Genomic DNA, 21,420 nt, shown 5'->3' on the forward strand with positions numbered 1-21,420 from the left:
CTATGGAAATCTGCCTCATTGTTCTACTTTTCATTCCTTATCTTTTCCTGAAATATTATTTCACGGATCATGAAACCAAGGCCGAAAAAGATTTGGCCCGTTTCAAGGAAGGTATAGAACTTTTACAGAACAAAAAGTTTGAGCAAGCTTTCAACTATTTTGATCAGCAGGTTAAGAATCATCCAAAATCAGCGACTGCGTACGCCTATCGGGGCAAATGCAATCTGCACGATGAAAATTTCTACTCGGCACTTTACGATCTTTCCCAAGCCATCAGTTTTGACAATACCCTGGCCGAGTGCTATATCGATAAAGGGAAAGTGCATCTTGCCTTATATGAATTCGGGGAGGCTTTCAGGGAATTTGATAAAGCGGTCTGGTTTTTCAGAAATGAAAATCCAGAAGCTATTCGCCTTCGGGGGTTGGCGCGTCTGCGAATGCAGCAATTCGTCCAATCCGAACGGGATTTTCTACGAGCCATGGAGCTAGGCGACGAAGACTCCCGATATATACTTTCGCAGGCTCCTTTCTATAAAGTGGAATTCAAGCAGTAAGCTAAGCTTCTCTCTTCTAAACCCAAAAATATAGACACTACTTAGCGCTTCTGCGCTTGGCCGCAGCCAGTTCCATTCGGATAGCGGCTTCGTCAGCAGAATTCTTCTTCACCATATTCAGGGCATTAGCTGCCCAAGTTTCAGCGGAGGGTACATAGCTGGCATCAGGAGAATGCTCATTGAAGTACTTTAACAAGTACAAATAGTCAGGTACCTTCAGAGGTACCTGGGTTGTGTGTACATTGACCAAATCAACCGCTCGCTTCGGGGTGTTTTCACGAAAATAAGCATTGATCAAAGGCAAAAGGACCCTGTTTCGGGCCACCTGGGGATCAATTTCGGCCTTGATCATATAATCCCGCATCTGCTTGATCTTATCTGAAGAATAAGCGCTCCCGAAACTACTATAGAGAGAGGACATAATCAGATTTTCTGCCACATTCTTTACTTCAGTCGGGTCATGCTGCTGCCGGTAGGCAGGCAAATGATTGACAAAATAGGTACCCAAAGGGTTTTCAACGTCCATCAGCAGCTTTTGAACCGCCAGATAATTTGTTTCGGAGGTATAGGTACCCTCGGGTTGCTGCCGGGCGTATACTTCCATTGCCTTCCGGTTCATAATCGTATCCATGGTCACACGGCTGTACATCGCATAATCAATGAGAAATTGATTATTGGTTTCGCCTTTTTCGAATCGCTTTTTCATGGATGCCGCCCGCTGGCCTGGGTCAAGAGCTAACTTCCCCTGCTCCACCAGTTTTTCACCCTTGGCTTCGATGACTCCCAGATGTACCAAGTTCCGGTTTTGGTCGAAATACAAAAGCAGCGGCAGGGAGGGTACGAAAATTTTCTCTGCTAGCAGGAAGCTTTGAAATTCGGGCGACGTAACCTCGATTTTATAATTTAGGAAATTCTTGTTGTAAAAATCGCTAACTGTCTGCTCTTTAAAAATCGGAATGAAGCTCTGACAAACGTGGCAGGATTCCGAATAAATCTCAATAAAAACGGGTTTGTTTTCTGCTTTGGCTTTGACAAATGCCTGATCGATGTTGTTGGCGTAAAAAATTACCCCTTCATTGGTCACAGGTACCATTGGGGTAGCATCCGCAGAACTGCTTCCCTCAACAGAGGATGATTGTTGATTTTCTTTGTTCTTTTTACACCCAATTAACAGTGTTAGAAAAACGAACAAAGCCAGAATTTTAGACAGAAAAGTGGATTTACAGCACATGGCTGGATTATTTGTGGTTATTGGGCTGCTTTTATCTCTTCTTCCAAAGACTTGCTCAACTGCTGACACAACCCTTCTATTCCATCCGCCATTTTCTTGTCATTGGTGGCTGTAAGCAGTGTATCGGCGATGCCGCTCATGATCTCGATGTAAAACCGCTTCATGTCGAATACTTCCATATCCTTTGTCCACAGATCGATTTTCAGGGTACCCCGGTGGTAGTGGTCCCATACGGCAACCGCAATGGCGCGGGTATCATTTATTCCTTCGTTTGGATTATCGGTAGCATCCCAATGAATTTTCTCCGGGACGTTTTGCTGATCGAGTTCAATGGAAAAATTAATTTCTGATTTTTTCATAAGGTAGTATTTGGAGTATTCCGACAAAAGTACATACTAGGGACCAGCCTGCCCAAATACCCGGCGCAAAATCTCGTTGACCCGCGCCGCAGGGTTTTCCCTGATTTTCTTTTCTTCCTGTGCAATCAGAAAATACAACCCATCCATAGCTTTTTGTGTTGCGTATTGTTTTAAATCGGGGTTTACCTTTTGCACGAAGGGTACCTTATTGTAGGTGTTCACCAGATCGGCGTAATACTTCGTGGCCTGATTGAGATTCAAAGTGCTATCCACAACGGGGAAAAACGTATCGTACAATTCCTCATTCGTGGTTCTTTTTAAATAAGACGTCGCTGCATCATCGGGGCCTTTCAGGATTCCAACCGCATCGGTAATAGTCATTGAAGTGATAGCTTTAACGAAAATAGGTTTCGATTTCTTCGCTGCATCTTCGGCCGCCCGATTCAGGGACATAATAAAACGGTCCACTTCATTTCCCAGTCCTATCCGTCGCAATGTTTCCTCTACTTTCTGGGCATCGGGCGGAAACAAAATCTTGATAAATTCATTCTTAAGGTACCCATCGGTCCGTGAGGCCTCCGTGGAACCATTATCGATACCTACCTTCAACGCTTCTTTTAATCCATTGGCAATTTCACTTTCCGAGAGACCGCCCGTTTGGGTTTGTATTTTTTCAAGAGCTTTACCCAATTTTGTTTTACCAAACTGCGCCTGTGACGAACATCCTGTCAACAGGACGAAAATTGGCACTATAAACCATTTCTTATGCATACTCATAGGCTTTAATTGAAATTCTAACTACTCCTCAAACGTAATCATTCCCGATAAATTTTACGTATTTTTGGGAGAATCTAGCCGTTTTATCCTGAAAAACCTAATCATGCACGATTCGATTTACGCTGAAATTCTGACTATCGGCGACGAGATTCTTTTTGGACAAATCACGGATACCAATACACAATGGATTGGGACTGAGCTTACCAGTGCAGGCATTCGTCCCCTCCGGAAAACATCAGTCGGCGACCAGGCGGAGGCCATCCTAACTGCCTTAGGCGAGTCGTTACAACGCGTCGATATTCTGATCATTACGGGGGGACTGGGGCCGACTAAGGATGATATCACCAAACACACCCTCTGCCGTTTTTTTGACACCGAATTGGAAATCAACGAGGACGCCCTGGCGCTGATTACCGAATTCTTTAATAAAAGGGGCCGCGAAATGACCGAATTGAACCGTCAGCAGGCTGCTTTACCCAAAACCTGTACTTATTTACAAAACGACTGGGGTACGGCACCCGGCATGTGGTTCGAACAGAATGGCAAAGTGGTGGTTTCACTTCCGGGGGTACCCTTCGAGATGAAAAACCTGATGACGCACCGCGTGCTGCCTCGACTCAAGGCCCTTTTCGATGTCCCGATCATTAAGCACAAAATCATTAGGACTATTGGGATCGGGGAATCTTTTCTGGCTGAAACCATTGAAGCCTGGGAAGACAGTCTTCCCGCCCATATCAAATTGGCTTATCTGCCGCATTTCGGGCAGGTAAGGCTACGCTTGACCGCCACAGGTAGGGACGAAGATCAGTTGAACAGTGAGCTCGAATACGAGGTGAGCCGCGTCCTTCCGTTGATCGACAAGTTTGTTTACGGATTTGATAACGATGAGCTTGAGGATGTGATCGGAAAACTGCTGATGGCCGAAAACGCTACACTCAGTACCGCTGAAAGCTGCACAGGTGGTTTTGTTGCCCATCGTATAACGAGTGTACCCGGAGCATCCCGGTACTATACGGGTTCAGTGGTTGCCTATGATAATGCCGTTAAAATAAATACGCTGGGGGTACCTGAATCTATGGTAAGGGAATATGGTGCCGTAAGTGAGCAGGTGGTGACGGCCATGGCCGAAGGAGCCCGGAAACTGTTACACACTACCTATGCGATAGCCACCAGTGGCATCGCGGGTCCTGAGGGGGGCACTGCCGACAAACCTGTAGGTACCATCTGGATCGCCTGTGCTACTCCGGACCGAACCGTTACCCGGCTGCTCAAGCTCTCTAACCACCGGTCGGTTAACATTGAGCTTACCACCACGTATGTTCTTGATTTAGTACGAAAAAATATTATGCAAACCGCGCAAAATTGAGAAGCAAAATGCGGTACAATTTGAATACCCTATGAAAATAATTGATATGGTCATGCCCCAGATGGGCGAAAGCATCATGGAATGTACGGTCCTGGGATGGTTGAAGCAGCCGGGTGACAGCGTGGAAGCGGACGATTCGATTCTTGAGGTAGCTACCGATAAGGTGGATACCGAGGTCCCCTCCCCTTACTCGGGTACCTTGGAAGAAATATTGGTAAAGGAGGGTGATGTAGTTGAAATTGGAGCAACGGTAGCCCGACTGCGGGTTAATGATGAGGTTGTGACGGGAAATCATGTAGAATCTCCTACTGATACCGTACATCAGGAAGCAGTAGCCCATACAGATTCTGAAAAATCCGATAACTTGGATGCTGACACCGTCGAGGCTTCTGAAAACAATGACAAGGCATTAAATCTGGAAGAGCACATGGCTTCATTCGGCTTACCTACCTTACGCTACGGTAGTAAGGCTGTGTCCTCTAATCCCACTCCCGAGCATGAACAGAACAATGGTTTTTTCTCACCGCTGGTTTTGAGTATTGCCCGGGAAGAGGGGGTAAGTATGGAAGAATTACTAAGCATTGAGGGCACAGGGGCCGAAAGCCGTGTTACAAAAAAGGATCTTCTCAGGTTTATTGGACAAAAAACTGAGTCAGGCCCTCATGTACCTCCCGGTACTTCTTCTCAACCCGTAACCCGGGTAAATGGAAGCGTTGAAATTATCGAAATGGATCGGATGCGTCGTATGATTGCTCAACGGATGCAGGATTCAAAGAATATTTCGGCTCATGTAACGTCATTCATTGAGACCGATATGACTACTATCGTCCAATGGCGTGAACAAGTAAAATCCACCTTCAGGCAACAAACCGGGACTTCTATTACCTACACCCCTATTTTGATTGAGGCCGTAATTCGTGCCATAAAAGAATTTCCCTTAATCAATGTATCAGTGGAAGGTGATAAACTCCTCATCAAAAAATCGATCAATATTGGCATGGCTGTAGCCTTACCCGATGGAAACCTGATTGTACCGGTCATTCACCAGGCTGATCAGTATAACCTGGTAGGTCTGGCTAAGAAAGTAAACGAACTTGCCCACAAAGCCCGCGAAAATAAATTAAAACCCGACGATCTGGCGGGGGGTACCTACACGGTATCCAACATTGGTACTTTTGGTAATCTGATGGGAACTCCGATCATTGTACAGCCCCAGGTAGCCATCATGGCATTTGGAGCCATCCAGAAAAAACCTGCTGTGGTCGAGACACCCCAAGGTGACCTGCTTGGTATTCGTCAAAAAATGTTCATATCTCACTCGTATGACCATCGCGTGGTGGATGGGTCACTGGGAGGAATATTTCTAAAACGGGTATCGGATCACCTTGCCAATTTCGATCCTAAACGACCTATTGTATGATGAAGCGAATCACGCTGGATATGGATGACGTGCTAGCCGATACCCACGGTAAGCTCGTTTCTATTGCACTTAACGAATTTTCTACCAATCACACCCTCCATGACTTCAAAAAAAAGGGGCTCCATGAATTGCTGCATGCCAAGCAAATGAAAAAATTGTATGCGATCATCCAGCAGCCGGGCTTTTTTGCAGATATCCCCGCCATCGAAGGAGCAGTAGAAGTAGTCACGCGTCTGTCATACTATTACGAAATCTACATTGCCACTGCCGCCATGGAGTTTCCTAATTCATTTCGTGAAAAATTCGACTGGCTAGGTACCCATCTGCCTTTTATTCCCTGGACCAATATTGTTTTTTGTGGAGACAAGAGTATTATATCGTCCGATTACCTGATAGACGATCATATCAAGAACCTGGTTGCCTTTAAGGGAAAACCCATACTATTTTCAGCCCCCCATAATTTGAAAGAGACAAATTTTCAACGGGTGAATAATTGGGCAGAAGTTGCGGACCTATTCCTGCCCACAACATGAACTTATTGCTAATTGAGGATGAGCCCAAAACGGTCCAATCCTTACGCCAAGGACTTGAAGAAAATGGTTATTCGGTCGACATTGCCTATGATGGCCTTTTGGGTAAACAGCTGGCAGTACGAAACAATTACCAGCTCATTATCAGCGACATCATCATGCCCGGACTAAATGGTCTGGAGCTATGCCGGGAACTGCGCCAAGCAGGAAACCAGACTCCCATCCTGATGCTGACTGCACTGGGAACTACTGACGATAAAGTTGTAGGTTTTGACGCCGGTGCCGATGATTATCTGGTAAAACCTTTTGAATTCAAGGAGTTTTTAGCTCGCGTGCGTGCCTTAACCAAACGAGGCGGGCTGGTAAGCCAGACTGCCCAGACGCTTCGATTCGCCGATCTGGAAGTCAATATAGATGCTAAGACTGTATTTCGGGACGAAAAAAAAATTGAGCTTACCGCCCGAGAATTTAATCTACTGGTTTACCTCATCCGAAATCAGGGGCGGGTCATCTCGAAGGCGGAGATTGCCGAACAAGTGTGGGAAATAGACTTTGATACAGGTACTAATATCATTGAAGTTTATGTCAATTATCTCCGTAAAAAAATAGACCGCGATTTTGCCACTAAACTGATTCACACTCAGTTTGGGATGGGTTATGTGCTCAAAACGGAGTAAGTCATGCAGATCCGAACCCGGTTGACCATCCAATTTGCCCTGCTGGTAAGTGGCATTCTGCTGGTTTCCTTTTTGGCAATCTACTATTATACCTACGTATATACGATTGAAGATTTTTACGTCCGGTTACGTCTCAAGGCAGAAACTACCGCTAAACTATTACTCGAGGTAGATCAAATTGACACAGAACTTCTGGAAATTTTTGACAAATCGAACCGGGATCTTATCTACGACAAGAATCTTTTGATTTTTGATCATCGAAATAAGCTCATCTACGCAAATACCGACTCAACTTCCCTGCATATTTCCAACTATTGGCTCAACCAAATCCGTCGGTCTGACCTGATTCGATACAAGGACGGCGATTTCAACGTAGTGTGTATCGCCTATGCCCATCGGTTTGGTAAAGCCGTAGTCATTTTGGGAGCCCACGACGAATACGGAAAAGCCAACCTCGATAACCTAAGACAAATGTTAGCTATAATTTTCCTTGTGGTCACCACCATTGTAGCTTTTGCGGGTCTGGTGTTTTCGCAACGGGCATTGGTACCTATATCAAGAATTATGAATGAGGTAGAGGGAATTTTACCCCAAAAGCTGGATACCCGCCTGGAAGTACCCAATCAGAATGACGAAATTGGTCGTCTTACTCTGACCTTCAATAAACTACTCGATCGTATTGAGTACGCCTTCCGTATCCAGAAAACATTTGTGGCTAATGTTTCGCACGAACTCAAAAACCCATTAACCAAGATTAGTTCTCAGTTGGAGGTGAGTTTACTGAAAGAAAGAGAAAAAGAGGATTATCAGTCTACCATCCGGTCGGTTCTAGAAGACATCCAGGAATTGTCACAGCTTTCAAACTCACTGATGGAGCTTGCCAAAGTGAGTGAGAATCAGCGGGAAATGCTAACGGATCGGGTACGGTTGGACGAAATTCTATGGGATACCCGTACGAGCCTGGCACAGTCTAACAAATCGTATAAAATAGTTTTTCAATTACATGAGTTGCCCGAGGACGACACGTGGCTGGAAATTACTGGCAACCCTACTCTGCTGAAGACAGCCTTTATCAATCTGATGGAAAATGCTTGTAAATTCTCTGATGATTCAACCGTAAAGGTTAATTTGTCAGCCAATGAAAAAAGTACTACGATTGAATTTATCGACAATGGAAAGGGCATATCTCAGGAAGATCAGAGTATGATTTTTCAGCCTTTCTACCGGGGTGTCAGCACCGCTACCGTCAAAGGATCGGGAATAGGCCTCTCGCTAGTGGAGCGAATAATCAAGCTGCACAACGGTACCATCTCCATCCGTCAAAACTTACCTACTGGTACTAAGTTCATTTTAGATTTTTTACGGGTCTAATGAATTTCTAATAAGTTCTTAACTCCATTTTAAGTATTGGTAGATTAATTTGTACCAAAGGCGATTTCCTAAATCCTTTTACTTTAAATCGATTGTTTGAAATGGTACTTATATAGATTTTTATTTTTGTGGTGTTAATCTCAAACTTGGCAGGTGTTCTTCACACCTGCCAAAGTTTTTTTCAAGCAAAAAGCCACCTTCTTTAGAAGGTGGCTTTTTGCTTCATACTACAAATGAAATAATAACTTTACCCTTTTTTCCGAATCTCAATAATCTTCAAACGGGCCAGCATCTTTATAACCGGGTAGGTGGGATCTACTTCAAACCATTTGGAGCCGAAATTAATTGAGTTGGGGCGTTTATGGTGATTATTCTGAAATAATTCTCCCATCATCAAGAAATCCACAATCAGTGAATTCTTCGATTTATCCTGATTATCAAAATTCTGGTAGCCATACTTGTGACCACTCCAATTAACTATTGCCCCATGAATTGGGCCCATTAAAAAGTGAATGGGCAGCAGGAAGAAGAATATCCAGTGCATATCCAGATATAGATAAGCCAGGATATAGAATGCGGCATAAATCAAACCCCAGCCAATACGTGAACTCCAGGAATCGCCTAATTTCTCGATGAAGTTCCACTCAGGATAGTTTCGTTCAAATTGACTCTCAATCGCCCGCTTCCGATTGAGTACAGCATTATAAATATCCTTAGTTTCCCACATCATTGTAAATACGTTTTTGGTGTGATGGGGAGAGTGCGGATCTTTCTCGGTGTCGCTAAAGGCATGATGCATGCGATGAAGAATGGCATATGCCCGGGGACTAAGATAGGACGATCCTTGTGAAATATACGTAAGCAGATAAAAGAAACGCTCCCAGAACTTGTTCATTTTGAACATTTTGTGAGCAGAATAACGGTGTAGAAAAAAAGTTTGACAAAATAGTGAAAGATACCAATGCCCGGCAAAAACGGCAATAACTGCGTACATACAAAAGAAAATAATTAGGAATTCAAATTAATACTGACAAAAATAGGGGGAAAACCTTAGGAATCCATATATAATTTTTACTAGAACACCGTCGTAGCATAATCAAGCAGATTGGCACCCATGCGCAATGCTTGCTGGCGCAGTTCTTCCGGATCGTTGTACACACTCTGGTCTTCCCAGCCATTTCCCAAGTCACATTCATAGGAATAAAAGCACAACAATCTCCCTTGATAAATTATCCCAAAACCCTGAGCGGCCTTTTCATCGTGTAAATGTACCTTGGGAAGGCCATTGGGGAAATTGAATTTCTGGTGGTAAACCGGATGGTCAAAGGGTAGCTCCACAAAGCTCAATTCTGGAAACACCTTTTTCATTTCCCTACGTATGAACTGATCAAGACCATAATTGTCGTCAACGTGCAGAAAACCACCTGCCAATAGGTAATTGCGTAAATTCCTGGCTTCAGATTCAGTAAAAACGACATTTCCGTGGCCCGTCATATGCACAAATGGGTACTGAAAAATATCATTGCTACCTACCTCAACCACATCCTCCTCAGGATAAATGTTCATTTTAAGCTGAGCGTTAGTGAATTTTATCAGATTAGGCAACGAGGTCTTGTTTGCGTACCAGTCCCCTCCTCCCCCATACTTGAGCCTGGCAATCTTGTAGGATGACTGTGCTAAGGTTCCCTGCGTAGTGAGTGCCAGGCACACAATAAGTCCGAATAGTAGTTTCCAATAGTTCATACGATACTGTACAATTAACCGATGGATTTTGTTTATTAATTTATTGAATCTGAGCCAATACAGCACTATGACAAGCAACTACGGCGGCGGTTTCGGTGCGTAAGCGGGTATCTCCAAGCGAAACTGGCTTAAAATCCGCTGCCTGTGCTGCCTCAATTTCCGCAGTACTAAAATCTCCTTCGGGTCCGATCAGAATTTCGACTGGACGTACAGGAGATAATTGCTGTATCAAATGCCTAGGAATATCCTCAGAAGCCACATAAGCTATATAACGTTCCTTTGCCTCGACCTGACCTAAATAAGTATCTAAATTTAAAAAATACGCGAACTCTGGCAAATGAAATTGTTGTGACTGCTTCATAGCCGACAGCGCCACTCTGATTAGCCGCTCAGGATTTAGCACCCGTTTCATTGTTTCCCGATGCGTATGCTCGGAAATAACAAACTGTATTTTGTGAACCCCCAACTCAGTCATTTTTTCAACCATCCATTCGTTTCTCTCCGCTTTCCGGGTTGGACAGATGGCCATATGGATTCGATAGTCTGGCAAGGGTACCTGATAAAAATCGCGTACCTGATATTCCACCCGCTTTGGATTGATACTGACAATTGTACCCTTGGAAACTCCTCCCCGCCCATCAGTCACCACAAGCTCATCCCCTGGCCTTGCCCGTAGAACTTTTATACAATGATGGGCTTCATCAGTTTCCAAAAAGTGTTTTTTATTATCGGGCTGGTAAAAGACATGCATAACAATTGATCAAAATGAGACAAAGCGTGGAAGCTATCCAAACAAAGGTAAGGTTTGGATTATTCAATGAAGTAGTTCAATACCCATCTATAGAGGATTTATCAAAATATTGAAAAACTGTATTTTAGTCAACTTCCCCTGTTTCTAGTCCTTTTTGGCTAAAAAACCTACCAATTTTATGCTTTAATCCGAAATAAAGGGCTTATTTAAGAAAAAGTGGTTCTTTCTAATTTATAGTTAAAATACACACAAAAAACTAGAAATATTACAATAAACATAATTATATCACTGCCAATTTGAATTTTTGTTCAAGAAAATTTTATAAAATTAACTATATCCACTATTATTGTGATGTAGTTTATAAAATAGTATAAAATATCTCTTCTCGGTACGATCATGGCAAAAGCTAAACTTGAGTACATCTGGCTGGATGGTTATAAGCCTACCCAAAGCCTACGCAGTAAAACAAAAATTGAAAATGATTTCAGCGGAAATCTCGAAGACTGCCCCATGTGGTCATTTGACGGATCATCGACAGAACAAGCCGCCGGCGGATCTTCCGACTGTTTGTTAAAGCCGGTATACATCTGCCCCGATCCACAGCGTAAAGATGGATTTCTGGTGATGTGCGAAGTGCTTAATGCCGATGGAACGGCTCATGAATCCAATGGTCGTGCCTCCATCGAAGACGATGATAACGATTTTTGGTTTGGTTTCGAGCAGGAGTATTTCCTATGGGATCCTGAGACTAATATGCCTTTAGGTTTTCCTGCTAACGGCTACCCCGCTCCCCAAGGCCCTTACTATTGCTCAGTAGGTGCCAAGAACGCCTTTGGTCGTGAGATCGTTGAAGAACATCTGGACGTTTGTCTCGATGCAGGCTTGAATGTGGAAGGTATCAATGCCGAAGTGGCAGCGGGCCAATGGGAATTCCAGATTTTTGCTAAAGGAGCTGCGGAAGCTGGTGATCAAATCTGGATTGCCCGTTATCTTCTGGAGCGTATCGGTGAGAAATATGGAGTTGCAATCAACTGGCACTGCAAGCCTCTGGGTGCTACCGACTGGAATGGCTCAGGTATGCACGCCAACTTCTCTAACTCAGTGTTGCGTACGGCCGGAAACAAAGAAACTTACGACGCCATTTGCAAATCTTTTGCACCCGTTGTGGCTGAACATATCGCCGTGTACGGAGCCGATAATCACCTACGTCTCACCGGTAAGCACGAAACGCAATCTATTGATCAGTTCAGCTACGGTATTTCTGACCGTGGTGCCTCCATCCGCATTCCCATCGCGACGGTTGAGCGCGGCTGGAAAGGTTGGCTGGAAGACCGTCGCCCCAATTCGGCTGCTGATCCTTATAAAGTTGCTGCCCGAATTATTAAAACTGTTAAATCGGCGAAAGTATAGCGTTTGCAATTGTGTATAAAACAAAAGAGCTCCCGGTGGAAACCGGGAGCTCTTTTGTTTTATACGATACATAAAGTATATATTCCTGATGATCAATCCTCTTCTTCTTCCTCGCTACTTCTAAAAGAATAAACCCCTTTATCAAGATTCAGACGACCGGCATTAAAATGGGCAATAAAATCGTTGATAACCTTTTCTGAGATTTCATCCTTATTTAATCCAACTTCCAAACCGATTCCATATTCAAAATCAGTATCGATTTCTACGTGCTCAGAAACCTTAATCTCCTCGTCCTCTTCAATTTCTTCAATAAATTCAGTAAGAAGTAGCTCAGCTTCTTCGTCCTTGTCAGGATCCTCGGCCATGTCTAGCCCCCGTTCATCAGGAGGAAGGTACCCTGGTATTTGCTTCTGTACGCGTTCCAAGGCCATATCATACACTAATGTAGAATGGTGGAGCCGCAGTGTATAAATCAGGGCATCGTATACGACCTCACGTGAATTATGGTACCCTATGAATTGCACATGTGCATGCTCATTATTTTCGTACTCATCTTCATCAAATTCATCTTCGACGTATATGAAATTCATGCCTTCAGCCCTGCATTCCTTTTTTAGTTGGGCAATTTCTTCGGGATCGAAACCGGGATTCATAATGCTGATTAATTGTTGTTTAGATTGATCTCCATTAAAAAATTCAACGGGCAAATTTACGATTTATCACCAAATATGACTTATCACCCAATAATTTGTCAAAAAATATCCAAACTTCATTTTCTGGCGGGTAATGCCATGCGTAGATGAAGGAAGTTTCTATCACAATATACCAATTTTTGGAAAGGTAATTTGAAAGAAATTCATATCGTACCATGAATATTGAATAAAAAAGGGATGCTAACTTGAATTAGCATCCCTCCTGTCAACGGATGAAAAGCATTTCCCGATACTTGACTAGTGGCCAGTCTTCGTCGTCAATTACGAGCTCAAGTTTGTCTACATGGTACCGAATACGATCAAAATAGCCTTTGACGTTCTCCGTATAGGATCTTGCTTTCTCAACCAGGTCTTCCAAAGAGTTAGCAGTTTTCCGGCTCTCAGTCATTTCATACACTAGCTTTTTAATAATGATTACGTGACTGGAAATTTCGCTAATGATTTCCCGAATTGGGGCAGCTTCGTCGTGCATGTCAAGATCTGATAGGGAGCGGGCCGTTTGAGCTAGTTTAAATTGGTACTTGACCGCGGTCGATACAATGTGGTTAAGAGCCAAATCACCAATTACCCGAGATTCGATCTGGATTTTCTTGATAAAGTTTTCCAGTTCGATATCATAACGGGCGTGCAATTCACGGCTATTGAGTACCTCTAGCTTTTCAAATAATGACATCGTAGCATTGTGGGTATATACTCCCAGCGCCTCATAAGTGGTTTTGATATTGGACAAGCCGCGTTTTTGAGCTTCCTCGACCCAATCATCAGAGTACCCATTGCCTTCGAAGAGAATGCGTTTGGAATCAGTGTAGTACTTCTTCAGGATTTCCACAACCGCGATTTTTTTCTCTTCACCCGTAGCAAGTCGTTCGTCAAGTTCTTTTTTGAAAGCAAACAATTGATTGGCCACAATGGTGTTCAATACAATCATGGGGGAAGCGCTGTTAGCATTGCCCCCAACGGCCCGGTATTCAAACTTATTTCCGGTAAATGCGAAGGGTGAGGTACGGTTCCGGTCCGTATTGTCCCGGAAAAGTTGAGGTATCCGGTTAATTCCGAGCTTATAATAAAAATTTTCGCCCTTTTCCAGCGTGATCTCCCCACTATCCACCAAATCTTCCAGCATGCGGGTCAGTTGAGCGCCTAAAAATACCGAAACGATGGCAGGAGGAGCCTCATTAGCCCCCAAACGGTGTTCATTGCCCGCCGAAGCGATTGACGCCCGCAATAGATCGGCGTTATCGTGGACCGCTTTGATTACATTCACCAGGAAAGTCAGAAACCGCAGATTCTCTTTAGGTTTGGAGGTAGGTGCCAGCAGATTGATTCCCGTATCGGTGGCAATGGCCCAGTTGTTATGTTTGCCACTTCCGTTGATCCCGGCAAAAGGTTTTTCGTGAAAAAGTACCTTAAAACTATGCTTTTCGGCTACTTTCTGCATCAGATCCATCAATAAAGCATTATGATCGATCGCCAGGTTAACCTCTTCAAAGGTAGGTGCACACTCAAATTGCCCGGGAGCTACCTCATTGTGACGGGTGCGGACTGGAATTCCTAGCTTGAGGGCTTCAAACTCAAAATCAACCATGAACGCATTGACGCGGGGGGAAATAGAGCCAAAGTAGTGATCTTCTAACTGTTGGCCTCTGGCCGGGCCATGTCCAAATACCGTACGTCCCGCCATCACCAGATCAGGACGGGCATAATACAACGCTTTATCAACCAAAAAATATTCCTGTTCTATTCCAAGAGTGGCGGTCACCTTGGTAACATCACGATTGAAATACTGGCAAACACTGGTAGCCGCTTTATCCAAAACATTCAGTGCCCTCAATAGTGGCGCTTTATAATCCAGTGCCTCGCCTGTGTAGGCAATAAAGACCGAGGGCACGCACAAAGTTTTCCCCCCCGCTCCATTATCCATCAAAAAAGCAGGGGAGCTTGGATCCCAGCCTGTGTACCCCCTTGCTTCAAAGGTAGCCCTGATACCGCCGCTGGGAAACGAAGAGGCATCGGGTTCCTGTTGTACCAGGGCGCTGCCCTTGAATTTCTCAATTGCCTTACCGTTTGAAGTAAGATCAAAGAACGAATCGTGTTTTTCGGCGGTTGTTCCGGTCAGAGGTTGAAACCAGTGCGTATAATGGGTTGCGCCGCGTGAAATAGCCCATGATTTCATGGCGGTGGCTACCTCTTCGGCTACCTCGCGGTCAATGTGTGACCCTGAACGAATGGCGTTGGATATTTTTATATAGGCTTCGGGCGAAAGCAGAGTCCGCATGGTTTCTTCTTTGAAGGTGTTGATACCATATAGCTCTGTTATTTTCTCGGCTGGAGGTACCAGGGGCAAAGCCTGCCGACTCAAGGAAACTTCGATTGCTTTCGATCTGTATGACATAGAAAATGTAATATGTTAGTAGTTAATTTCAACTATAAGGCCAAATGGACTCAAAAATAATTGCCGGACCAAGATAATTACCATGTTTATACGAAATTGCCTTCCTTCTTTACTTTACCGTTTAAATGTACCCTTTTTCCTGATCCTTGCCTGGGTAGTGGTTTTCCAGCTGTTACGCTGTATTTTTTTTGGGTATCAGTATTTTTCGGGTAATGCCGATACCCCCACCGTGCTTCTTCAATCCGCCTGGCATGGGCTGTCTATGGATCTCTCTATGGCCTCCTACCTGATGCTACTCCCCACGCTACTGCTATCATTTACCGCCCGCAAGTGGCTCTGGTACCTTCGTGGAATGTTATATTATTCGTATTTCATATCTTTAATCGTTTCCCTAATTGTTACCGCTGATTTGGAAGTGTTCAAAGCCTGGCACTTTCGACTCGACACTACCCCCTTGTATTTTCTGGAACACCCCAACGAGGCGTTTGCCTCGGCCAGTTCCTCTCCACTTTTATTGTTACTTTTCATTCTGCTTATTCTGATTACCCTGATCTCGCTATTTCAGGCAAAGATTATTAAACATCTACTTGTCTCTTTTGAACCTTCATCTCCCTGGCTGACTCCGCTCCTTTTCCTATTCATTACTGCTACTCTCATTATCCCGATCCGGGGCGGACTTGGATTGGCCCCCATGAACCAAAGCCGGGTATATTACTCAAGCGATAATTTCGCCAATCAACTGGCAGTAAATGCCACCTGGAACTTTTTCAGTTCCGCCGTAAAGGGAACGGGCAGAAAGAATAACCCCTTTATCTCTATGTCTCCCGAGGTTGCGCATACCCGACTGAATTCTTTACGGCCTGTGTCAAGTGGGATTGTGCAAATCATTGAACCGAAACAAAAAATTAATGTCCTGCTAATTATCTGGGAAAGCTTAACCGCCAAGGTCGTATCGTCTCTCGGCGGACTACCTGGCATTACACCTAATTTTGACTCGCTTACCAGGCAGGGAGTACTCTTTACAAACCTGTATGCCAGCGGCGACCGTAGTCCGAAGGGGATCGTAGCAATATTAAGCGGCTATCCCGCCCAGCCTACTACCTCGATCATATCCTTTCCTACCAAAACAGCATCCCTCTCCTCCTTACCTCGCACACTAAAAGAGCACGGATACCAAAACTCGTTTTATTACGGTGGTGAAACTGAATTTGCCAACATTAAATCCTACCTTTTACAGCACGGATTCGATCGCATCATAGACCACAATAACTTTGCATCTTCTGAGAAAAACTCTAAATGGGGAGCTCACGATCATATAGTATTCAATCGTTTACTGGTAGATCTTAATAGTCAGAAAACTCCTTTTTTCACTACCCTTTTTACGTTAAGCAGTCACGAACCATTTGAGGTGCCTGAAAAAACTGCCATTCCAGGCCAGGATATCGAGCATAAGTTCCTGAACTCCCTTCACTACACGGATGCAAGCTTGGGGAATTTTATACGGCAAGCTCAAACGAAGCCCTGGTGGAGAAATACTTTGATTGTCATCGTGGCAGATCACGGCCATCCGCTCCCCAAAACCGCTAGTGATCGGTCGTCAGAGTTCCGCATCCCTATGCTTTGGCTCGGTGGACCTGTTGAACAAAAAGGTATCAAGGTAGATACCTTAGGATCGCAAACCGATTTAGCAGCAACCCTGTTGGACCAACTCGGTTATGATTCCACCGGATTTTCATGGAGCAATGGTCTACTACGAAAGGGGCGTATTCCCTACGCGTTTTATTCATTTAATAATGGATTTGGATGGGTGAGACCCAGGGGTACCCTGGTCTATGACAATATTGGTAAACGGGAAGTTGAAAGCAGCGGAAACCTGAATCCCAATGATAAGGAAACAGGAAAAGCCTATCTCCAATCGTTGTTTGGGGATTATTTGAAGCGTTAATTTCGAAATAACGTACCTTTGCATTATGAATAATACTAGTACGAAACGAGTTGCCTTCTACACTCTGGGATGCAAACTCAATTACTCGGAAACATCCTCCATTTCCCGGATGTTCGAACAAGGGGGGTACCTTAAGGTGGAATTCAATCAGAATCCCGACATATTTATCATCAATACTTGTTCGGTCACAGAGAATGCTGACAAGAAATGCCGCAAGATTGTGCGGGAAGCTCAGCAAATCAATCCCAACGCCTATGTGGCAGTAATTGGCTGTTACGCTCAGCTTAAACCCAGGGAAATTTCTGAAATTCCCGGCGTGGATGCCGTGTTGGGCGCCGCAGAAAAATTCAGGCTGATCGAGCTATTAGGTACCTTTCAGAAATCCCCATACGGACAACATGCCCGTGTGCTGGCTTCTTCGATTGGTGAGCCACTTGCCTATCACGCCTCCTTTTCTCTCAACGATCGCACCCGTACCTTCCTGAAAGTGCAGGATGGCTGCGACTACCCCTGTGCTTACTGTACCATACCGCTGGCCCGGGGCAAAAGCCGGTCCGATACCATTGAGAATTGTGTAAGGAATGCCCACGAAATTGCGGAAAAGGGAGTAAAAGAAATTGTTCTAACTGGTGTCAATATTGGAGATTTTGGTATTCAGGAAGGAGTCCGGCGTGACAATTTCCTTCAGCTCATTCAGGCGCTCGATGAAGTTACTGGCATCGAACGGTTTCGCATTTCTTCGATTGAACCGAATCTTCTTTCCGATGATATAATTGAGTTTGTGGCCCAATCGAAGCGTTTTGTACCTCATTTTCATATTCCCCTACAATCGGGTTCCAATACTGTCCTAGGCTTGATGCGACGGCGCTATCGGCGGGAACTTTATCAGGATAGGGTTCGAAAAATCAAAAACCTGATGCCGGACTGCTGCATTGGGGTTGATGTGATTGTAGGACATCCCGGCGAAACCCATGAGGAGTTTTTGAATACTTACGAATTTCTGAATGAACTTGATGTGGCCTACTTTCACGTATTTACTTACTCGGAACGTGATCATACGGCTGCCCTCGATATGGGTCCGATTGTTCCCAAGCAAGAACGGGCAGAGCGTTCAAAAATGTTGCATATTCTTTCTGAGAAAAAGAAGCGCGCCTTTTATCAATCCCAACTCAATACTACTCATACCGTATTGTTCGAGGACGATGTTACGGCCGGGCAAATGCAGGGATTCACTGAAAATTACGTACGGGTGGTGGCTAAGTACGATCCACTACTGATCAATGAGACTAAAATTCTTTACCTGAGTTCGCTCAATGACAATGGATTGGTTGAAGTCTCTGAAAATATGGAATATTCATTCCATTGATTCTTTACATTTACCATGTAACATTTCCGGATTGCCTCTAATAACAAAGAAGCTGCCCGCCAGTAGCAGACAACTTCTTAAAGTACAACAAAACCACAGAACCACTGTGGTTTTGTTGTATACCCACTTATTACTCAATGTAGTTTAGGCTTCTACTAAGAACTCATCGTGTTGGCTGATATCCAGGCCGACTTTCTCATCTTCTTCAGATACACGCAGAGGAAGAATCATATCGGTGATTTTCAAAAGGGCAAAAGACATTCCAAAAGCAAAAGCCGACACCAGCACCAGAGCAATCATGTGGTTGATAAACAGGGTAGTTTCGCCATAAGCCAATCCCTGATCGACTACTCCACTGTTTACACCGCTATTGGCAAAAATTCCCGTCATAATCATACCCACCATGCCCCCTACTCCGTGGCAGGGAAAAACATCCAGGGTATCGTCCAATGTAGACTTGGTACGCAGATGAGCGATATAATTGCTCGTCATGGCAGCAACTACCCCGATGAAGATCGAGGAGGGAATGGTAACGAAGCCCGCCGCTGGGGTAATGGCCACCAGCCCTACCACCGCACCGATACAGAATCCTAATGCCGAGACTTTCTTACCTTTAGCAACATCGAAAAGAATCCAGGCTATTCCCGCCGCACCGGCAGCAGTATTCGTAGTAGCAAAGGCAGAAACTGCCAAAGCCGAGGCGCCTACTGCCGAACCCGCATTGAAACCAAACCAGCCAAACCACAGCAAACCGGTACCTAACAACACAAAAGGAATATTAGCGGGAGGTAATACACTGGCTTCCAGATGTGATTTACGGCGTTTGAGATACAAAGCTCCTGCCAATGCCGCCCAACCTGCCGACATGTGCACTACGGTACCTCCGGCAAAATCAAGTACGCCCATCTTGAATAGCAATCCTTCGGGATGCCAGGTCCAGTGGGCCAAAGGTGCGTATACGAACAGGCTGAACAAGATAATAAACAGTACGTACGAACGAAAGTTGACCCGCTCAGCCATTGAACCCGTGACTAATGCTGGCGTGATAACGGCAAATTTCAGTTGAAAAAACGCAAACAACGCTAAGGGAATGGTCGGAGCCAGTGACCAGGGAGTACTGTCCAATACCCCGTTGAACATAAAGTAGGTAGTAGGGTTTCCGAAAAACCCTCCGACAGAATCGCCAAAGGCAAGGCTGAATCCTACGGTCACCCAAAGTACACTGATCACCCCCATGGCGATGAAGCTTTGGAGCATCGTAGAAATCACATTTTTGTTATTGACCATTCCGCCATAGAAATACGCCAGACCCGGGGTCATCAGCAATACCATGGCACTAGCAACTAACATCCAGGCGATGTCGCCGGTATCCAAACCCTCCGTAATGATTTGGGAAGGCACAGCGGGCAAAAACACTCCTAACAAGCTAATAGCCAGCAGGATCAAAAGTGGCACGTAATTTGGCTTTTGCATTTTTTTTAAAGATGGTTTTGGTTGTACTTTTTGTATAGGAAAGGTTCACAGAGATTGTGCAAAAGAATACGGGAATCAGAAGGAATAGATAAAGGCCATTCCCAGGGTAGTTTGGCTGTTATTGGTGTACCTGCCATCAGAATCCTCAAATTGTTGACCTTCGCTCGAATTACCGAATTTTGGATAGCTATCGATACGCAGCTCAGGCTTGAGTAGAACATGGCCATCCGCCAACGTAAAGTTACCGGTCAGTGTGAAGGAATTTACTTTGGTACCTACTCCGGCACTGTTGACCAAGCCCCGAGGACCATCCGTATTGTTGAAGTTTTCGTAACGGGCGCCGATGGCGAAAACATCAGATAGAGCCACGTTAGCATATACTGCGGCACCTCCCCAGGTTTGGGCAGACGATGGACCACCTCCTCCTTGAAAATCACCCTTTTGAGATCCGTAGGCGGCATTGAGACCCAAGAGGAATTTTTCGGTGATCTGATAGCTGGTAGTCAAATCAAATATACTATAGAAGGCTTTATCCTGAGGAACCGACGGAACATCCTGGCTGGCTTCATTACTCCCCATATAATTGAGGTATACATTCCAGTTTTCGACAGGTGCAAAGAACAACTGGCTAATAAAACCTTTCTGACGGTTGTTATCACCCAGTCCATCCACATTATTCACGATTCCAAGCATCAGCGATGCCCGATCCGAAAAAGCATAAGTAGCCTTCAAACCCGTATGGTAGAAAGGACCATTGTTAAACAGATTGGAGAGGGAATAATTGAAATTGACGGGAGCGTCAATTACTTCATAACCAATATGAGTACCGAACTGGCCGGCGGTCATGGAAAACTTATCCGTGAAGTTGTAAGTAAAATAGGCCTGTTTGATGGCTAGGGCCATACCGGTATAGTCGGGATTGAGAACACTGACCAGATTACCATAATTACCTAAATCGGCATTGGGTCCAAAGGTCAAATCAACAACTGCCTCCGATTTATCATTGGCATAGGTCATTTTGGTTTGCACCAGACCCAATTGAAACTGCCCCGAAGTAATGTCAAAAGCGCGGGCGTTGGCCACCCCGGTATTGGAGCGGGATAGCGGCTTGTTGAAGTTTCCAATGTAGTACGAATCAAGGTACCCTGAAAAGGTGAAAGGGCTCTTGGTATCACCGTCCTCCTTGGCTTCTGTGGTCTTCTTTACCTCTTCGGTCTGACTATTTTTTTTGTCATCCGCCTTGGTAAAACCCAAAAACGGAACAAGAATAGATAATACCGTGAAATAAACTTTTTTCATAATTTTATTTTGTTTAGATGAAAAGGGAGAACTACTACTTTTT

The 21,420-nt window shown here is 44.6% G+C and carries 19 protein-coding genes; 9 read left to right on the plus strand and 10 right to left on the minus strand.

All coding sequences use genetic code 11. The features are described from left to right. The first annotated feature begins 2 nt into the window (after positions 1 to 2). Complete coding sequence (locus tag GBK04_RS24610; protein ID WP_152764319.1) at positions 3 to 554, plus strand: tetratricopeptide repeat protein; 552 nt, start codon at positions 3 to 5, stop codon at positions 552 to 554. A 37-nt stretch (positions 555 to 591) separates the two neighbouring features. On the opposite strand, the gene GBK04_RS24615 is transcribed toward GBK04_RS24610, so the two are convergent. The 3 genes from GBK04_RS24615 to GBK04_RS24625 form a co-directional block, all read right to left on the minus strand. Then, a complete protein-coding gene (locus GBK04_RS24615; protein ID WP_373331315.1) occupies positions 592 to 1,647 on the minus strand; it encodes a DUF255 domain-containing protein in 1,056 nt (351 codons plus the stop codon). Between the two features lie 155 nt (positions 1,648 to 1,802). Then, positions 1,803 to 2,144 (minus strand): gliding motility protein GldC, encoded by a 342-nt coding sequence (gldC, locus tag GBK04_RS24620; RefSeq protein WP_152764323.1) that lies wholly within the window; start codon positions 2,142 to 2,144, stop codon positions 1,803 to 1,805. A gap of 36 nt (positions 2,145 to 2,180) precedes the next feature. Beyond that, positions 2,181 to 2,915 (minus strand): DUF4197 domain-containing protein, encoded by a 735-nt coding sequence (locus tag GBK04_RS24625; RefSeq protein WP_152764325.1) that lies wholly within the window; start codon positions 2,913 to 2,915, stop codon positions 2,181 to 2,183. A gap of 109 nt (positions 2,916 to 3,024) precedes the next feature. On the opposite strand from GBK04_RS24625, the gene GBK04_RS24630 reads away from it, so the two are divergent. The 5 genes from GBK04_RS24630 to GBK04_RS24650 are packed head-to-tail and all read left to right on the plus strand — an operon-like array spanning position 3,025 to position 8,285. Beyond that, positions 3,025 to 4,287, plus strand: coding sequence for a competence/damage-inducible protein A (locus tag GBK04_RS24630; protein ID WP_152764327.1), 1,263 nt, complete (start codon positions 3,025 to 3,027; stop codon positions 4,285 to 4,287). 31 nt (positions 4,288 to 4,318) lie between these two features. Beyond that, entirely contained in the window at positions 4,319 to 5,707 is a 1,389-nt protein-coding gene (locus tag GBK04_RS24635) for a dihydrolipoamide acetyltransferase family protein (protein WP_152764328.1), read from the plus strand. Then, positions 5,704 to 6,240, plus strand: a complete 537-nt coding sequence (locus GBK04_RS24640) for a 5' nucleotidase, NT5C type (RefSeq protein WP_373331316.1) — start codon at positions 5,704 to 5,706, stop codon at positions 6,238 to 6,240. Before GBK04_RS24635 ends, GBK04_RS24640 begins: the two co-directional genes overlap by 4 nt. Continuing rightward, entirely contained in the window at positions 6,237 to 6,914 is a 678-nt protein-coding gene (locus tag GBK04_RS24645; RefSeq protein ID WP_152764330.1) for a response regulator, read from the plus strand. The genes GBK04_RS24640 and GBK04_RS24645 overlap by 4 nt, the downstream gene beginning before the upstream one ends. A 3-nt stretch (positions 6,915 to 6,917) precedes the next feature. Next, the gene (locus GBK04_RS24650) at positions 6,918 to 8,285 is read left to right on the plus strand and encodes a sensor histidine kinase (protein WP_152764332.1); all 1,368 of its coding nucleotides are present in this window, start codon (positions 6,918 to 6,920) and stop codon (positions 8,283 to 8,285) included. A gap of 247 nt (positions 8,286 to 8,532) precedes the next feature. Here the strand turns inward: GBK04_RS24650 and GBK04_RS24655 are convergent, their stop codons facing one another. The 3 genes from GBK04_RS24655 to GBK04_RS24665 form a co-directional block, all read right to left on the minus strand. Next, positions 8,533 to 9,279 (minus strand): acyl-CoA desaturase, encoded by a 747-nt coding sequence (locus GBK04_RS24655; protein ID WP_152764334.1) that lies wholly within the window; start codon positions 9,277 to 9,279, stop codon positions 8,533 to 8,535. Between the two features lie 80 nt (positions 9,280 to 9,359). Beyond that, a complete protein-coding gene (locus GBK04_RS24660) occupies positions 9,360 to 10,028 on the minus strand; it encodes a DUF4159 domain-containing protein (protein WP_152764336.1) in 669 nt (222 codons plus the stop codon). Positions 10,029 to 10,068: 40 nt separating this feature from the next. Further along, the gene (locus tag GBK04_RS24665; RefSeq protein ID WP_152764338.1) at positions 10,069 to 10,779 is read right to left on the minus strand and encodes an RsmE family RNA methyltransferase; all 711 of its coding nucleotides are present in this window, start codon (positions 10,777 to 10,779) and stop codon (positions 10,069 to 10,071) included. 396 nt (positions 10,780 to 11,175) lie between these two features. Between GBK04_RS24665 and GBK04_RS24670 the strand changes: the two genes are divergently transcribed. Then, positions 11,176 to 12,189: a glutamine synthetase beta-grasp domain-containing protein gene (locus tag GBK04_RS24670; RefSeq protein ID WP_152764340.1), complete on the plus strand. Its 1,014-nt coding sequence runs from the start codon at positions 11,176 to 11,178 to the stop codon at positions 12,187 to 12,189. Between the two features lie 92 nt (positions 12,190 to 12,281). Here GBK04_RS24670 and GBK04_RS24675 read toward each other — a convergent pair whose 3' ends face one another. Together GBK04_RS24675 and GBK04_RS24680 are read right to left on the minus strand one after the other, a co-directional pair. Next, on the minus strand, positions 12,282 to 12,842 hold the full coding sequence (locus tag GBK04_RS24675) for a hypothetical protein (protein WP_152764342.1): 561 nt from the start codon (positions 12,840 to 12,842) through the stop codon (positions 12,282 to 12,284). 265 nt (positions 12,843 to 13,107) lie between these two features. Then, the gene (locus tag GBK04_RS24680; protein WP_152764343.1) at positions 13,108 to 15,294 is read right to left on the minus strand and encodes a glutamine synthetase III family protein; all 2,187 of its coding nucleotides are present in this window, start codon (positions 15,292 to 15,294) and stop codon (positions 13,108 to 13,110) included. A gap of 82 nt (positions 15,295 to 15,376) precedes the next feature. Here GBK04_RS24680 and GBK04_RS24685 point away from each other — a divergent pair, with 82 nt between their 5' ends. Continuing rightward, positions 15,377 to 17,239, plus strand: a complete 1,863-nt coding sequence (locus GBK04_RS24685) for an LTA synthase family protein (RefSeq protein ID WP_152764345.1) — start codon at positions 15,377 to 15,379, stop codon at positions 17,237 to 17,239. A 25-nt stretch (positions 17,240 to 17,264) separates the two neighbouring features. Next, positions 17,265 to 18,605 carry a tRNA (N(6)-L-threonylcarbamoyladenosine(37)-C(2))-methylthiotransferase MtaB gene (mtaB, locus tag GBK04_RS24690; RefSeq protein WP_152764348.1) on the plus strand — a complete coding sequence of 447 codons (1,341 nt, stop codon included), beginning with the start codon at positions 17,265 to 17,267 and terminating at the stop codon, positions 18,603 to 18,605. A gap of 144 nt (positions 18,606 to 18,749) precedes the next feature. On the opposite strand, the gene GBK04_RS24695 is transcribed toward mtaB, so the two are convergent. Both GBK04_RS24695 and GBK04_RS24700 read right to left on the minus strand, forming a co-directional pair. Beyond that, positions 18,750 to 20,078, minus strand: a complete 1,329-nt coding sequence (locus GBK04_RS24695; RefSeq protein ID WP_152764350.1) for an ammonium transporter — start codon at positions 20,076 to 20,078, stop codon at positions 18,750 to 18,752. 75 nt (positions 20,079 to 20,153) lie between these two features. Next, the gene (locus GBK04_RS24700; protein WP_152764352.1) at positions 20,154 to 21,377 is read right to left on the minus strand and encodes a porin; all 1,224 of its coding nucleotides are present in this window, start codon (positions 21,375 to 21,377) and stop codon (positions 20,154 to 20,156) included. Between the last annotated feature and the right edge of the window lie 43 nt (positions 21,378 to 21,420).

This window comes from Salmonirosea aquatica, from assembly GCF_009296315.1.
Taxonomy (GTDB): domain Bacteria; phylum Bacteroidota; class Bacteroidia; order Cytophagales; family Spirosomataceae; genus Salmonirosea; species Salmonirosea aquatica.